The sequence below is a fragment of the Campylobacter hyointestinalis subsp. lawsonii genome (assembly GCF_013372165.1).
GTDB classification, from domain to species: Bacteria; Campylobacterota; Campylobacteria; order Campylobacterales; family Campylobacteraceae; genus Campylobacter; species Campylobacter lawsonii.
Window position 1 is genome coordinate 1160075 of the sequence record NZ_CP053828.1, and the last position, 16183, is coordinate 1176257.

Below are 16183 nucleotides of genomic sequence, written 5' to 3' on the forward strand. Positions count from 1 at the left end.
ACAACATTGAGCCTATATTTGTCAAGTCTTTTAAGTATAAAACTTTAGATATAGTTTATAAAATTTCATATTTTGGCAAAAATAAAATATATTTATACATTTTTCCGTATAATTTATATATTTTATTAATTTAAATATAATATATATTTTGTATTAAATAAATTATAATAGATATTATATAATTTTTAATATATATTTAATACAACTAAATGTATAATTACGCCCATGGCAGAAATCAGCAACATCTTTAATATTTTACATAACGCTGTTGAAAGTAATAACTTAGGTAAAAAGATATCTCAAGCACAAATGGCAGAGAAACTCGGAGTTTCTATGAGAACATATCAAGATTGGAAGCTAGGTATTGCTAAACCACAAGCAGCTCTTGCTGTGTGTAAAATGCTTTGTGAATTAGATGATGATGAACTAATCTATACAGTAAATAAACTAAAAAAAGTCATAGGGGATAAAGTTGGATAGACTAACAAATAAAGAAAGAAACGACTTAGAAGCAGTTTTTGCAGTTATTTATAGAGATAATAATTCTAAATTTATGAGCTTTTATAAGCAATTGCATCGTGATTTTTATAAAAAGATAAAATTATTTAAATTTAAAAACCTCTCAAAAAAGAGGTAGGCTGTTTTTATTTAAACAGCTCTTTGAAGTTTTTCTTCATAAACTCAACTGCTTCTATGATTTCATCTACGCCCTCTGATTTAGAGTTTTCTAAAGCATTATCTATATTTTCTATATAGATATCACAAGCATCTAAAAGTCTGTCTTTTTTAACTCCTGCAAAATAAAGCATACCTTGCATCATCAAGTCAAGCTCATAGCTCATCTCTTCTAGTGTTATTTCATTTTCATAATCTTTCATTTTACTCTCCTGTTTTTTTATTTATAAGTTCAACTATTTGAGCTTTTATAGGCTCATAAGCAAAGCCATCTTTAAATCCTACAAATAGACCTCCACTAGCATTTATATGCCCTCCTCCGCCTACAAGTTCTGCTGCCATTTTGCTAACATCTAGTTTGCCATTTGCTCTAAAGCTCATAGTCTTTTTACTAGTAATATCTAAAAAGAAATCATAATCATCATTTGCACTCAAAAAGTCATTACCTATAACAGAAGTACTTCCTATATTGTGAGTTAGTATGCCTTTATGACCTCTGTAAAGTACTGTAAATTTCTCTTTTGCATCGCTCAAAAGTCTAACTAAATACGCAGAATTTAGATTACTCAAAGTATCGTCATTTTTAAATTTAAAAAAATTTTTTTTGATCTTATGCGTGTCATTATCTAAAGCGATATGGGCGTTATTTAGTCCGATATAGTTCATAAAAGAGTTTATAAGATAAAAAACATACTGAATATGCTCGTTTTCAAATAGTATTTTATTTATCTCTTTTGCTCCTGATATGATACCCATACAGACTTTACCAAGCTCAAAATCTTCGCTATCTTTTAGCCAGATATCTACGGCATTTACTACATTACAGTAAGCACTAAGCCTATCATCTTTACCAAACAAAGAGCTAAAAAAATCATACGTGATCTTTGTAGCACTTCTAGAACTATCTAAATAGTACCATTTAAATTTATTTGAACACTCAAGCCCAGTTTGATGATGATCTAATAGCATAAGTTTGATATCTTTTCCACTTATAGCATTTTCAAAGTTAGCACATTGAGCTAGACTCAAATTTAGATCAGTTATCAAGATAACGGCTTTTTGTTCATCTATATCTTTTAGTATTTGACTAAATTTTTCGTCGATTTCTTTTCCGTAGTTTGAATTATAGAATTTAACATTTTTCAGATAAAAACTACTTACAAATTGACACGAATATCCATCTAAATCAGTATGACTAAGATGATAAATTTTCATATTTTTCCTTTTAAATTTCTGGTATTTCTATCACGCCAAGAGTCTCAAACTGAGTATTTGGCGCGATCTCTGCGAAACTAAGAACAACTATATCAATTCCAAAGTTTTGCACTATATTTGCTATAAATTTACGCAGACTAGGCTCTACGCAAAGTAGCATAGCGCCTTGTTCGCTCACACTTCTGTTTGCTCTTTTTTCTCTTAAAGCAGTAACTATAGCCGAAGTTTGAGCCACATTTATCATAAGATGATAAGCGCCGTCTTTGTAGCTTAGACTATCGATTAGTTTTTGTTGTACTGAAGCATCAAATATATAAAAATTCAGCTGTCCTTTTTCATCTGCGTAAAGAGATGTTATAACCCTGCAAAGCGCAGCTCTGACGTGTTCTATTATCATATCTAAATTCTTACTTACTTCTGCGACGTCACTTGTTGCTTCGAGTATGCTTAACATATCTTTTATAGGGATATTGTCTTTAAGCAATGCTTTTAGTATCTTTTGGATGAGACCTACGCTTGCGACTTTGAGCGTATCTTCTACAACGACTGGATAGTCTGATTTGAGCTTTTCTAGTATATTTTGAACTTCTTGTTTTGTTAGAAGCTCACTTGCGTTTTGTTTAACTAGTTCGCTCATATGAGTAGATATCACACTAGCAGGATCTACGACCGTATAACCACTTAAAATCGCGTCCTCTTTTACACTCCCATCTATCCATAAAGCATCAAGCCCAAAAGCAGGCTCTTTTGTAGCGATTCCTTCTATATCGTTGCTTACATATCCACTATCCATAGCTAAAAATTTATCCGCATAAATAGTTCCACTAGCTATCACGACCCCTTTTAGCTTAAACCTATACTCGTTTGGCGGAAGTTGTAAGTTATCGCGTATCCTGATCTTAGGCATCAAAAAGCCAAGCATCGAAGCTATGTTTCTACGCATAGCCCTTATCCGCTCTATAAGATCACTATCTGCTAGCTTTAATAGCCCATAACCAAGATCTAGTTCTAAGATCTCGATCTTTAGTATATCATCTATTTTGCTTTGCTCTTCTCTTGCTACTTCTTCGTCGCTTTTTTTGATAGGTTTTTCAGATGTTTCGTTTTTTAAATTTGGATCTTGTTGCTTTTTCGTGTTATCTTGTGTAACTGAAAAATTAAGATTTCCGTCTTGAATTTGCTTCATAAGATACCCTATACTTAAAAACAATACCGCCATAAAACCCAAAGAAAACGTAGGAAGTCCAGGAACCATAGCAAATATAAATAGTATAAAACCTACTATAAGCAAAGTTTTATACTCGCCAAGTAGCTGAGATACGACGCCATCAGCAAAGTTATCTTCATCTTTACTAGCTCTAGTTATGATAATGGCTGTTGCAGTAGATGTGATGAGCCCTGGAATTTGGCTTACTAAGCCATCTCCTATCGTAAGTATCGTATAGCTCTGAGCTGCCGCACTCATATCTAAACCATGCTGAAACGTGCCTATCAAAAAACCACCTATAATATTTATAATAGTGATGATAATGCCAGCAACCGCGTCACCTTTTATAAATTTAGACGAACCATCCATAGCGCCGTAAAAATTCGCTTCTGAGATGATCTCTTGACGGCGTGAGCGTGCTGTTTGCTCATCGATAAGTCCCGCATTTAGATCAGCATCGATAGCCATCTGTTTTCCAGGCATAGCATCAAGGGTAAAACGAGCTTGAACTTCGCTAACTCTTGTAGAGCCTTTTGTTACAACCATAAAATTTATAAGTACAAGTATGCAAAATACTATGACACCTATAACATAGTTACCGCCGACTACAAACTGACCAAAACTAGCGATGATCTCGCTAACTGCTTCTGGTCCGTTATGACCTTCACTTAGTATCATACGAGTCGTAGCGATATTTAAAGATAGCCTAAAAAGCGTAATTATAAGTATCAAAGTAGGAAATGTGCTAAGATCAGTAGGCTTTGGTATATATATCGATATAAGTACGATCAAGACTGATATAGAAAGTGATAACGCCAAAAAAAAGTCTAAAACTACGCTTGGAAGCGGAACTATAATAATGGCTAAAATAGCGACGATAACAAAAACAACGGTTAAACTTTTAGCTTTTACAAATGGCGCTAAAAATGGAGCGACCATTGTTAAGATATTGCGTTTTGCCAAATTTACTTCTTGATGATATCTGCCAAAGTAATGCCGTTTAAAAAGTCATCTACTTTAAGTTGTAAGGCATTAAACATAGGCCACATTTTGCATACACTTCCTTTATCACTCGGGCAGTCTTTACGATCGATACTGCACTCAAATACATAAGCTTTTCTTTTTTCAGCACTTTCTAAAATTCGTCTTATGCTGATATTTGAAGGCTTATCGGCAAGTATAAAACCGCCGTGTGCGCCTTTAAATGAATTTAATATGCCCTCTTTTGCAAGATTTTGTAGAATTTTAGCCAAAAAACTTTTTGAGATCCCTAGTTCACAAGACATTGCATCTACATCTTTTGGGGAGTTGCTTTGAGATAATAATATCAAAGAGAGTAACGCATATTCACTAGCTTTTGTAAAAAGCACTTGTGCTCCTTTAATTATTTAAATTCAGTAATTTTAGCAAATTTTGTTTTAATATTGACTAAGTTAGTCTAAATTTAAAAAAAGCTTCTATTTAAGCTATATTTTTGATTTATTTAGCTAAAATCACCATTCAAAAATTTAATACCGCTCAGGAGGTCAATTATGGCTTTAGATTCGGCTAAAAAAGCAGAAATAGTTGCGAAATTCGCTAGAAAAAGCACAGACACAGGTTCTCCAGAAGTTCAAGTAGCTCTTCTTACTGCAAGGATTATTGAACTTACCGAACATTTAAAAACAAATAAAAAAGATTTTAGTTCTCGTCTAGGTCTTCTTAAACTAGTCGGCAGAAGAAAAAGACTTTTAAAATATTTAAAAGCTAAAAACTACGAATCTTATACAAAACTTATAGCTGAGCTTGGCATCAGAGATAAGTAAAAGAGCCCTATTAGGGCTTTTCTCATGCTCTATAAATTCCCTAAAAATCAGCCTTTCATAGCTCTTATTAGCTACGATACCCCAGAGCAAAATATCATCACTCACCCCGAAAACGCAAAGAAATTTGGCATAGAATTTAAGCTAAATGTAAAAAAAGCTAGCCCTATAAATCATTTTATAAAAAAATATCCTATAAACTTTGATACATACAAAAAAAGCTTTGATAAAGTCATAAATCATCAAAAAAACGGAGATAGTTATCTTTTAAATTTATGTTTTTCTACCAAAATAGAAACAAATTTAAGTTTAAAAGATATATTTGAGCATGCAAAGGGCGAGGCTATTATCTATAAAAAAGATGATTTTGTCTGCTTCAGCCCTGAGCCATTTGTGACTATAAAAGATGGTTTTATCCATGCTTTTCCTATGAAAGGCACGATAAATGCAGCACTTCCAAAAGCCAAAGAAAGGCTTTTAGGCGATCCAAAAGAGTTTAGCGAATCAGCTATGATGCTAGATCTCATGAGAAATGATCTTGGCGCTATTTCTACTGAGGTTAAAGTAGAGAGCTTTAGATACATACAAAAAGTAGCGCAGCTATATCAAACTAGCTCACATATCAGCGCAAAGCTGAAAAAAGGGATAAGTTTTGATGAGATTTTCTCTAGCTTACTGCCAGCAGGCAGCATAACAGGGACGCCAAAGCAAGAGACAATGCGCATCATCAAAGAGTGCGAAAGAGAGCCTAGGGGATTTTACACAGGAGTTTTTATATATTTTGACGGAGTAGTTTGCCAAAGCTTTGTTATGATAAGGTTTGTCAAAGAGCGTTCTAATGGGCTGTATTTTTTCAGCGGTGGCGGTATTACGGTAATGAGCGAGGCAAAAAAGGAGTATGATGAACTCATCCAAAAAGTCTATTTTCCTTTTTGAGACTATAAAAATTCAAAACGGCAATGTTTTAAATTTAGATTTTCACATCAAAAGAGCTCAAAATTCCGTCTCAAATGAGCTTAAATTTGACTTTACAAAGATCTTAAAGCCAAAATCAGAGGGAATTTACAGAGCCAAAGTGATATACGATGAAAACGGCGAGCTTGTAAGTGTGGAGTATTTTCCATACAAAATGCGTGATTTTTACGAGTTTAAGCTAGTAAATATAAGCTTTAGCTACGATAAAAAATATTTAGATAGAAGCGACATAGATAAAGCCAAAAACGGCTTTGATGAGATAATTATGATGAAAAACTCTCTCATCACAGACACTAGCATAGCGAATTTGGCTATTTTTGATGAGAGTTTGGGCTTGTGGCTGACTCCAAAAACTCCGCTTTTAAAAGGCACTTTAAGACAAAGGCTACTTCAAAATGGCTTTTTAACACCAAAAGACATAAATAAAAACGAGCTCTTAAACGCCAAAAAAATCGCTTTAATGAACGCTATGATAGGCTTTGTAGAGTTGGATAAGTTTAAAATAATATAAAAAATGCATTTTGTCTGGTAGAAAAATTTCTAAAATTTTAGATAAAAATTTAGATATTTTCTATTTTAAATATTTTGGGGGTGTGGGGGTTTATTTTTTTATATTTTCTAGGAATTCCAGTTTGGAATTTTAGTTCGAAATTCTAGTTTAAAATATAGAATTCCTTAGAATTTGGAATTCCAAAAATCTTTTATTTATCACTTTTGCGTCTATTACACTCTTTACACAGCATTTGGCAGTTTTCATCATTTGTTTTACCGCCCTGGCTCCACGGCGTTATGTGGTCAGCTTCCATTTGTTCTATTTGAAATTTCTTTTTACACATAGGGCAAATTCCTTTTTGTTTTTCATAGGTTTTGCGTTTTTGGCTATCGCTAAAAGCTCTTAAATTTAAATGCCTTTCATCATGGCTTAAAGCGTAAGGATAAATGCCTTTTTTATTTGTTACTTCATCATCCATTATTAGTTTTTCTAGCAAGACTTCTAGCTTTTTAGCATCAAGGCTTTTATCTTTATATTTATTATATAGTTCGCCCCACGCTATACCTTTCATCTCTTTGCGATATTTTGGGAATTTCAGCTCCACCCAGTCTATCACAGCCCTAAAATACTGCCACAGCTCATCAGCATTATCATCTTGCTGATGTATGCTCATATATTCTTCTATTTTACCATTATTTATCCAGCTTATAGCAGTTTCTAGGTATTCTTGTCTTATGGGCGAGCCACTCATATATTTTTCGCCTATTTTATACGCCACGCAGCCAGTTTTGCTAAATTTTTGCTTTGCCGAACTTAGCCAAGGTCCAGTATAAACAGCATTTCTTAGCTCTTGATTACTTAATTTTTCACCAGCTATATTTATGGTTTTAAACCACTCTAATTTCTCGCTATCTGTCCCATCGCAAATATAAATAAATAATTTATAATCCAAAATTTGCTCTTTTTGGTCGTTTGTGAGATTGTGAAAATATTTTTCATCTACGCTGAAATTCCCCACCACATACTCACAAAAGCTAATCGTCCTTTGCTGACCATCTAGCACTTCGTAGTTATCATCATTTTTTACCCAGTACATTACATTTAGCGGAAAGTCCTTGCGTATAGTATCAATTACTGCGTTTCTTTGAGCTTCTTTATAGACAAACTCCCTTTGATACTTTGGGCGGATATCTAGTCTGCCACCAAAGGCTACCACGCCTTCTTCATCATTATTTTTATAGCCATTTACTATATCTCTAATAGTGAATTCTTTTGCTTCAATTTTCATGTTTTATCCTTTTGATTAGAATTCTTGCGTAAATGCTTTGGTATAAATCACCAGTTTCGCAATCTTTAAAAGCAGGTGGTTTTTTATCTATATTTTTATCCCATTTTCTATATAAAGTGCCTTTTGCGTTCATAGTAAATTTACCAGTAGCATTACCGAATTTATCTAAAATCTCCATTTTTTTATTACAAGTAAAATTACAGCTGCCGACAATACCTAATTCTAAAATTTCAAATTGCTCAGGATTATATTTATCCAAAAAAGTAATAGGCACGCCCATAGGCTCATAGTAATCACAGGGAATTTCAGAAGTTTTATCTACATTTATAGCATTATAATTATCGTATTTTGGGAATTCTTGCGGATTATATTTTTTGTATAAATCTAAAAATTCGTGGCGTTTTTTAATATCAAGGTTTGTAAACCAAGCGCAATTTCTAAATTTTACTAAGCCAGTATTTTCATCATATACACCACTAGCAAATTCTCTTAAATTAACACTTTTAAAATAAGCATTGCCACCTTTAAATCCGTGACCCAACCACAATTTATTATCTTTTATAAGTGGAAAAATTTCTTTGTAAGAAATAGCATTTAAACTACCGATAATTAGAAATTTTTTATCATACTCTATAAGCTGAGCTACATACTCTCTAAATAGTGAAAAAGGCGGATTTGTTACTACGATATCGGCTTGTTTTAGTAGCTCCACGCACTCAGCAGAGCGAAAATCACCAGCTAAATAGTAAGTTTTGTCTCTCTCGCTTGGCGTGTCGCCCCCCCCCCGCAATAATCTAGCTCTTGGCTTTATAATGGCTTTTAGCTCTTCTTTGCTAAGGCTAGATTTGTCCTTCATATCTTCAAGATAGCTTATTGTGACTTTATAGCTTTTCCCCGGACTAATCAAAAATTCTTTATTAGCAATGGCTGAGTCTGAATAACTCGTAGTAATTAGCTTTTTAAGCCCTAAATGGTTAAAATTTAGCACGAAATATTGAAAAAAATTGCTCTCATAAGGGTCATCGCAGTTACAAAAAACTACTTTATCTTTAAAATGTTCTTTGTAGTGTTTAAGCTCGTTTTCTATATCGCTAAGCTGAGTATAAAACTCATCATTTTTAGCCTTTTTGGCATTTCTTAAATTATCACCACCAGCCATTTTTTGCCTTTGTTATGAAGTTTTTATAAGATCAATTTTAGCATAATTTTAAAAATATTATAGAAGTTTATCTATTTTAAAATTGCCAAATTCCAAAATTTGGCGAAAATTTTAAAGATATTTTAACAATACAAAAAACTCATAAAAGCTATCCAAAAAGAGTCTATAAAAGGCGTAGATAGCTACCTAACCAAAAATATAGCCACCACAAAAGAGATAATCAAAAGGTAGATAAATTTAAAGATAAAATTCATTAATCCGCCGTTTTATAATTATCAAATTTAGCCTTAAATTTGATAATTTATCTCTTTTTATCCCTTTTTATCTCATTTATCTCAAAATATAATTTTATTAATCCGCCTTTATACCAAGTTTTGGTGGCTTTGATAAGGGCTTGGCCTAGTCTGTATGGTGCGCTTTGTTTTTCAGCTAGGGCCGATCTGTAATCTTCGTAATGATCTATTGGTGGAACTTTTAAATTTGGTTTGATTTGAATGATTTGGAGATATTCTATCTTTTGGCGTCTATGCTTTAAAGCGATAGCTAATAAAATAAAAGGCAATTTAATCTTGCCAAATATAGTTGTGTGATTTTCTATCATCGCATAACCAAGTTTGTAAGCTAGGTGATATCTTATTCTCTCTATGGCGTAATTAGCTTTACAAATGAAGCCACCTTTATACTCGCTGCCACCGCATTTTAGCCATTTTTGGTAGTATTTATCCCAAATTTCGCCCCAAAATTGATAAACTAGCTCATTATTCCAAAACCGCCCATCTCGCCCCCAAGCGTGGATTATCGATGCTCCTATGCTTTTACGCCAAAATGTGCTACTAGTGTATTCATAGCCTAGATTTTTGACTTTAAATTTATTATTTAAGATTAGTAAGCTAAGGACGCCCTGGTCGTTGGCGCCATATTTTGCGCTGTAATTGTAAATTTGATTATAGCACTCTTTTGGGTTTGGGATTGTATCATAGTAAGCCACAATCCCACTCCTATAAACTCTACAATCTTTAAATTCGCCATTATAATCCATAAGAGTTGGATTTAAAAGGCTCTTACCTCTATGAGCGCTAAAGTGATAACCCTTCAATCTAAATAGCTCGCTAATCCCTTTAAGTAACAAAATATCAAAATCAAGATACACTATACACTCACACTCATCAAGCAGCAAAAGTGGCTCAAACATCCCATAAGCCATATGTGTCCAGCGAGAGAAAAACGGCGAATTTAATATATTTTGGTTATTTGTGTGCGGCTTTAATCTCTTAGCAAAATCATCCTTGGTAAAACTAATAAATTTAATTTTCGCCCCATCACTGATCCTAGCAAAGGCATCTAGCTCACCTTGAGTAAATCCATCATGAACGATATAAAATATATCAACTTCACCGCTCATCACCTCAGTGATATTTACCACCATTGTCCCAATAGCAAAGGCGTAATTACTAGTGGCTGCTAATAAAATTCCGTTTTTATATGGTTTTTTGCTAAGCATTAATATCTATGTTCATCAACGATAGCACGAACTAGCCTAACAATCCCAAAAATCAGCGTCAAAATCACAAAAATCGTGACAATATTGTAAATCTTATCTGGATATTTAGCGCTTTGTGGCACATATGGACTTTGGATTATTACTACTTGTTTAGCCTTTCTGCCGATCTCAATTCTAGTCGTCTCAACCGCTGTGATAGCTGTCTTATAGACATCTTCAGCAAAGCTTAAATTTAGATACAAGGCCTCAAATTGTGCCACAACATCATTTAATTTATCTTGAGAAGCATTGGATGCTACCTTGCGTCTTTCTTTTTCTAACTGCTCTTTATTCGCTTTTAATTCAGCTTTCAAAGCTACAATTTCAGGTGCATTTTCATTTAAATAACTTCTCATAGTGTTTAATTCGGTCTCTTTTTTAGATATTTGAAGCTCTATTTCGGTGATAAATCCAGCCTTTGTTTTAGCTAGGCTTTGAGGGTCAAAAACTCCATATTGATTTTGGAATTCCAAAAGCTTATTTTTAGCATCTTTATACTTTTGTTTAGCACTTTCTAGCTCACCTTGGGCAAATCTTAGCTGCTCTCTAGCGATATTGTGCGAAATTTCGTTTATAAATCTCTCACACTCTTCTAAAATAGTAGCTGAAATAATGCGCGCATCTTCTGGGCTAAAGCCCTCTACAGCGACATTTAATAGCCCTGTCTTATCATCAAATAATATATGAATTCTATCTCTATAATACTTCAGATAGCTCTCTTTGCTAGTTGATGAGTAGATACGGAAAAATAGATCTATTTTTTGCTTTTCATAAAGCGATCTTAAATTTATCTTTTCATCAAGTTTTTGGAGCATATCGAGGGATTTTATATACTCTTGTAAAAGCTTGATATCCTCAGTTGAGCTAGATGCCACTCCCACTAAACTCGCTATCCCACTTAAAGAAGAAACTGGCGAACTACCACCATCTGTGGATTTAACGCTTAGAGATACCTCGCTCACATATCTATCAGCAGCGATAAAGGTATAGTAAAATATCACCGCAATCATTATATAAATAACAGTTTTAAAACTATCAAGTCTATTTAGACGCTCTTTGTGTTGTTTTATATCTTTAATTGATCTTAAAATCATAGCTCTTTTACTCAACTACATATCCTTTTATACATTTCAATTCCCTCTTTGACATCGTCATAAACCGTCGTCATACCGCAATTTACCAATATCACCTTATCGCACCACTGCTCTATTTCACTCATATTGTGAGAGACCATTATTACCTTAGAATTGCTTAATTTTTCTTGATAAATTGCGTCGCTTTTTTGTTTAAATTTAGCATCACCCACAGCCCCAGCCTCATCTATCAAATAATAATCAAAGTCAAAAGCCATACTAAGCCCAAATCCAATTCTTGATCTCATACCAGAAGAGTAAGTATTCATCGGCTCATCAAAGTATTTGCCAATCTCAGCAAACTCCTCTATATATCTCACCTTCTCTTCTAAAGCCTCACCCCTATATCCATAAACTCTAGCTACAAATTTAACATTATCCCTAGCTGAAAGTGCGTGTTGAAATCCACCAGCTAGACCAACCGGCCATGAGATTTTCTTATCCGTGATGACTCTGCCAGCATTTGGGATATCAGCTCCGCTCAAAAGTCGCATCAAAGTGGATTTACCAGCGCCATTTCTACCGATCAATCCAATACTACAATCATCAGGAAATGTAAAGGTAAATTCACGGAAAACAAAGTGCTTATCACCATTACTTAATGGGTAAAATTTGGTTAAATTGTCTAATTTTATCATGGTCTGCTCGCTACAAGTTCTCTTCTTTTATAATAGTAAAACCAAAATCCTATAAATAATAGCACTACATTAAAAACCAATGGATAGATCAAATTCACCCCATCAGCTAGCGGATATCCATCAAAATAATAATATTTTATACTCTCACAAATATGAAGCATAGGGTTATAAAGCATATATTTTAATATATTAGATGGAATTATCCAAATAGGAAAAATCACACAAGATAATATATACAAAGCAACTGTAAAATATGTCAAAACAATCTTAAGTGGCTCCATAAAATGCGTAATAATCGCAAAAATCACACCAAGGCTAAATCCAGATAACACCATTAACATCAAGCTAATAAACATAGCTAAAAAATCCCTAGGCACCACATCATAACCTACAAACCACCCAGCCAAAATCATCACGCACAAAAATATCAAAGAGTACATATAAAACTCAAGCAAAGTTCTAGCTAAAAATACATGAATTGGTCTAACAGGTTTATAAAAAAATAGAGTTAAATTCCCAGCTATCCCACCCATAAGCTGCGTAACGATATTTCTAAACATAAAAAATGGAATAATCCCACAAGCCAAAAACATAAAAACAGGAGTCCCACCAGGGACAACTAAATGAGTAATATGCTCACGAATTAAAGCTACTAAAGTGGTAATTACTAATATCTGCATCAAAGGCTCACCAACCACCCAAAAGTATCCTAGATGCCTATTTTTGCCAAATCTAGTCTTTAACTCTCTAAAAAATAGCGCCCTTATAACATTTAGCACTATATCCTCCGCAAAATTGTTTTAAGGAATTATATCAAAATAATGTTGTAAATAAATTCAAAATCTATTTAAATTCCACCCCATCTTTTAGATAATAACTCCCAATTATCTGTGTATTATCTATCAAATATGCCCTAAATTTGGCATAAAGCTCACTATCAACCTTAGATTGAATAGTCCAAAATTTATCTAAATTTATATCCTTAGTAGTAAGCCCCTTGATATCATACATAGATTTTCCAAGACAAATTACAGGCTTAGAGTAGCTTAGGGCATTTAGCCCAACGGTGCTATTGATTAAAATTACAGCTTTTGAGTTTTTGATTATCGTAGGCAAATGAGCCTCAAATACAGCCATCACACGCCCTTCAACCTTGTAAATTTGAGCCAAATACTTAATATATGAGCTATAATTTTTCTTGCCTCTATCCATAGGATGATGCTTAAAGATCAAAATCATATCCTTAGGCGCATTCTTAGAAAATGATGAGATGATATACTCTATAAAACTTTCCATAGTCTTAAATCTAGAGTGAGTTCTAACCTGAAAATCATCATAAGTCTGAAGCGCTACAAAATAATATCTCCCACTTAGCTCCCCATTTAAACGCTCATTTAAATCTTTTTCGCTAAATTTATATTTAATCTTTCTAAAAAGATTGCGAATTCCATAAAACCCCTCTCTAATAGGCGAAAAATCACGATGATGGATGTAGTTAGGATATAAAAAATAGAATATATTTGCTATGAGATAATACTGCGTCGCCCACCACGCCATCAAGGCATAAGTAGAGGTGGATTTAGCTGAAAATGGCTTGGTTATCGGCTTGTAAGCATCATAGAATTCCCGATTTCTAGGCATTTTAGAGTGGTTATTGACCCCGTAAGACTCCATTGTGATAAATCCAGGACGCAAATACCCCTCTTCAAAGACATAAACACTAATCCCCAAATTCCTAGCTATCTTAATAGCCATTTTGTGATAAAACCTACAATCCCCAAATAAAAAGACAATATCAATATTATTATCTTGATAAAATTTATTTATAAATTTAGGCCACTGCTTTGGCTTGGCTTTATATGCGATATAATTTTTGCTTTTAGAAAAATAGGCATCACCAGCATTAAAGCCAATTCTAGTTACAAAAGCGCCCTTTTTGGTACAAATATTATCAAGTTTATTAAAAAAATCCCCCATAGGACCTTGTAAAAGCAAGACATTTTTGCCTTTAATGCCAGTAATTCTCTCTTCTAATCTCATCTTTTGACCACAAATAAAACTACATATAAAATTTTCTGCCCTATTCTAGCATATAGCGACCAGATCTTATGTAATAACGCATTTATAGGCTTTTGAAGCTCTTGCTTTTGCTCTTGTAAAGCCAAAACCAAATCACTAGCCCCGCAAGGCTCTAAACTCGCCGGATGGATATATCTAGGATAGATTATATAGGCTCCAGCGATTAATTCATCTATATTTAAATTTCTACAACGCCTTGGAAGTGGCTTTTTATCATCGCTCAGCCCCCAACCAGCCCAAAACGGCCTACCATAGCAAATAACCCTTTTACCACGCAATATAGCCTCTAAGCCACTTGTAGAGGTCATCGTGTGAATTTCATCAGCTATATCAAGTAGCACAGGCATACTCACCCCAGTTACGATCTCATCGCAATATTTTAGCGCCTCGCTCTCATCTACTTGGCCTATTCTATTGCCACTTAGCACATCAGGATGAGGCTTGTAGATGATATGAGTTTTAGAAGAGCTTGATCTAGCTTGTTTGATTAGCTCGATATTTTTCATCCCATCAGCGCCGATTTTTACACTAGCGTCATCTTCGACTTGACCGATAACTAAGGCTATTTTTTTGCTATTTTTAGGCGCAATTATACCATCTTTATCATCATTATATTTTGAAATTTTGCTATTTATCAAATTTTGCTTTAAAACTCTAGCCTCTTCTAGCTCATAAGCGCTGAATTTATGATAATTTAATATATTTTCTAATCTACTTGGTTTTGTGGTATCAAAATATATCCCAACATCATCAAAAACCAAAGAATAAGGCCTAGTAAGATCGCTTCCTAGCCCGATTGATCGGATAAATCCATCTTCTACCCTTGTGATACTCACGCTATTTTCATCGCACCATTTTTGTAGTTTTGGATACTCTTTTTTGCCCCAGATATAGACTAGTGAGCTAGGATTTAATCCCTTTTTTAGTGCCAAAAGAAGTGGATCTTTGCTAAATGTGCTTATAAAATTTAAATTTCCACCCAAAAATGGCACCATAAATTTTCGCTTCCAAATAGAAAATCCAAATAAAAATTTTTTATTATTATCCATATTTAATTTAGAATTTTTTATGATATTTATCTGTGGCAAAAGGCTTTTTAAGCTAGTTTTCTCGCCTTTATATGGATCAATATATTTAGCATAAATCATATATGCCCCAGCAAAGAGCTGCTCTATGCTTAACTTTCTATTTCGCCTACTTGGGGCTTTTATCCTATCATCACTTAGCCCCCAACCAGCGTAAAATGGCATTCCAAAACAAACGCACTTACACCCACACATCAAGGCCTCAAAGCCCATGCCAGAGCTTTTAGTATATACCTTATCTATATGCTTTAATAGCGAAATTGGATTTATATCTTGAGTGATGATTTTGATTTGCGGGGGCAAATTTGATATATCTATATCAGATTTTTTCTTGCCATTTAGTGCGTCAGGATGGATCTTTAAAAGTATATTAGCACCGATATTTTCATCTATAGCAGCCCTTATCATCTCATCGCTACTAACCCTATCCCCAAGACCATAAATCAGCGACGCATCGCCTCTAGTTTGGGCTATTATAAGGATATTTTTGCCTTTATTTAGCTCATATTTTTCTATTAATTCTTGGGTGATATTTGGAGCGTTATTGTATTTTGAGATATTGTGCGTGATGATAAAATCCATACACCACCTAGCCTCTTGTAAAATCTCATCGCTAAATTTGAAATTTGCCAAAATCTCTTCTAGCCTGCTTGGCCTAGTGGCATCATAGTAAATCCCGATATCATCTTCAACTATGCTAAACGCCCTAGCACCATCAACTCCAAGCCCAACCGAGCGGATAAACCCATCTTCTAAAAGCCGAAATTCTCCATTAAATTTATCTGATAAATAGTTTGCGAATCTTCCGGTTTTCTTTCTACCCCAACCATAAAATTTTCTTTTACCAAAAATACTTAAAATATTTTTAATATAAAATATATAGCCATTCATTTG

16 protein-coding genes are annotated in these 16183 nt (G+C 33.9%); 4 read left to right on the forward strand and 12 right to left on the reverse strand.

The window, feature by feature from the left end; translation table 11 throughout:
* The first annotated feature begins 225 nt into the window (after positions 1 to 225).
* Entirely contained in the window at positions 226 to 480 is a 255-nt protein-coding gene (locus tag CHLWT_RS05880; protein ID WP_034962699.1) for a helix-turn-helix domain-containing protein, read from the forward strand.
* A gap of 164 nt (positions 481 to 644) precedes the next feature.
* On the opposite strand, the gene CHLWT_RS05885 is transcribed toward CHLWT_RS05880, so the two are convergent.
* Genes CHLWT_RS05885 through CHLWT_RS05900 form a run of 4 tightly spaced genes read right to left on the reverse strand, consistent with a single transcriptional unit; the run spans position 645 to position 4467 of the window.
* Positions 645 to 878 (reverse strand): hypothetical protein, encoded by a 234-nt coding sequence (locus tag CHLWT_RS05885; RefSeq protein WP_111948462.1) that lies wholly within the window; start codon positions 876 to 878, stop codon positions 645 to 647.
* 1 nt (position 879) lies between these two features.
* Entirely contained in the window at positions 880 to 1890 is a 1011-nt protein-coding gene (locus CHLWT_RS05890) for a DHH family phosphoesterase (protein ID WP_112000311.1), read from the reverse strand.
* 10 nt (positions 1891 to 1900) lie between these two features.
* On the reverse strand, positions 1901 to 4060 hold the full coding sequence (flhA, locus tag CHLWT_RS05895; protein ID WP_244948766.1) for a flagellar biosynthesis protein FlhA: 2160 nt from the start codon (positions 4058 to 4060) through the stop codon (positions 1901 to 1903).
* Between the two features lie 2 nt (positions 4061 to 4062).
* Complete coding sequence (locus CHLWT_RS05900; protein ID WP_063997983.1) at positions 4063 to 4467, reverse strand: Rrf2 family transcriptional regulator; 405 nt, start codon at positions 4465 to 4467, stop codon at positions 4063 to 4065.
* Between the two features lie 162 nt (positions 4468 to 4629).
* Between CHLWT_RS05900 and rpsO the strand changes: the two genes are divergently transcribed.
* Genes rpsO through CHLWT_RS05915 form a run of 3 tightly spaced genes read left to right on the forward strand, consistent with a single transcriptional unit; the run spans position 4630 to position 6385 of the window.
* On the forward strand, positions 4630 to 4902 hold the full coding sequence (gene rpsO / locus CHLWT_RS05905) for a 30S ribosomal protein S15 (protein ID WP_111949901.1): 273 nt from the start codon (positions 4630 to 4632) through the stop codon (positions 4900 to 4902).
* A 24-nt stretch (positions 4903 to 4926) separates the two neighbouring features.
* On the forward strand, positions 4927 to 5835 hold the full coding sequence (locus CHLWT_RS05910) for an aminodeoxychorismate synthase component I (RefSeq protein ID WP_112000691.1): 909 nt from the start codon (positions 4927 to 4929) through the stop codon (positions 5833 to 5835).
* The gene (locus CHLWT_RS05915) at positions 5801 to 6385 is read left to right on the forward strand and encodes an aminotransferase class IV (protein WP_112000692.1); all 585 of its coding nucleotides are present in this window, start codon (positions 5801 to 5803) and stop codon (positions 6383 to 6385) included. The genes CHLWT_RS05910 and CHLWT_RS05915 overlap by 35 nt, the downstream gene beginning before the upstream one ends.
* Positions 6386 to 6575: 190 nt before the next feature.
* Here the strand turns inward: CHLWT_RS05915 and CHLWT_RS05920 are convergent, their stop codons facing one another.
* The 8 genes from CHLWT_RS05920 to CHLWT_RS05955 form a co-directional block, all read right to left on the reverse strand.
* Positions 6576 to 7655, reverse strand: a complete 1080-nt coding sequence (locus CHLWT_RS05920; RefSeq protein ID WP_112000693.1) for an HNH endonuclease family protein — start codon at positions 7653 to 7655, stop codon at positions 6576 to 6578.
* The gene (locus tag CHLWT_RS05925) at positions 7645 to 8814 is read right to left on the reverse strand and encodes an adenine-specific methyltransferase EcoRI family protein (RefSeq protein ID WP_112000694.1); all 1170 of its coding nucleotides are present in this window, start codon (positions 8812 to 8814) and stop codon (positions 7645 to 7647) included. The genes CHLWT_RS05920 and CHLWT_RS05925 overlap by 11 nt, the downstream gene beginning before the upstream one ends.
* A 301-nt stretch (positions 8815 to 9115) precedes the next feature.
* On the reverse strand, positions 9116 to 10315 hold the full coding sequence (locus tag CHLWT_RS05930; RefSeq protein ID WP_112000695.1) for a DUF8374 domain-containing protein: 1200 nt from the start codon (positions 10313 to 10315) through the stop codon (positions 9116 to 9118).
* Positions 10315 to 11463, reverse strand: coding sequence for a KpsE/RkpR family capsule polysaccharide export protein (locus CHLWT_RS05935; RefSeq protein ID WP_373924823.1), 1149 nt, complete (start codon positions 11461 to 11463; stop codon positions 10315 to 10317). Before CHLWT_RS05935 ends, CHLWT_RS05930 begins: the two co-directional genes overlap by 1 nt.
* A complete protein-coding gene (locus tag CHLWT_RS05940) occupies positions 11460 to 12125 on the reverse strand; it encodes an ABC transporter ATP-binding protein (protein ID WP_111949891.1) in 666 nt (221 codons plus the stop codon). Before CHLWT_RS05940 ends, CHLWT_RS05935 begins: the two co-directional genes overlap by 4 nt.
* A complete protein-coding gene (kpsM, locus tag CHLWT_RS05945) occupies positions 12122 to 12904 on the reverse strand; it encodes a capsule polysaccharide transporter KpsM (RefSeq protein WP_112000696.1) in 783 nt (260 codons plus the stop codon). Before kpsM ends, CHLWT_RS05940 begins: the two co-directional genes overlap by 4 nt.
* A 64-nt stretch (positions 12905 to 12968) precedes the next feature.
* Positions 12969 to 14165 carry a capsule polysaccharide biogenesis protein gene (locus CHLWT_RS05950; RefSeq protein WP_112000697.1) on the reverse strand — a complete coding sequence of 399 codons (1197 nt, stop codon included), beginning with the start codon at positions 14163 to 14165 and terminating at the stop codon, positions 12969 to 12971.
* A complete protein-coding gene (locus tag CHLWT_RS05955) occupies positions 14162 to 16180 on the reverse strand; it encodes a capsule polysaccharide biogenesis protein (protein ID WP_112000698.1) in 2019 nt (672 codons plus the stop codon). Before CHLWT_RS05955 ends, CHLWT_RS05950 begins: the two co-directional genes overlap by 4 nt.
* Positions 16181 to 16183 lie beyond the last annotated feature (3 nt).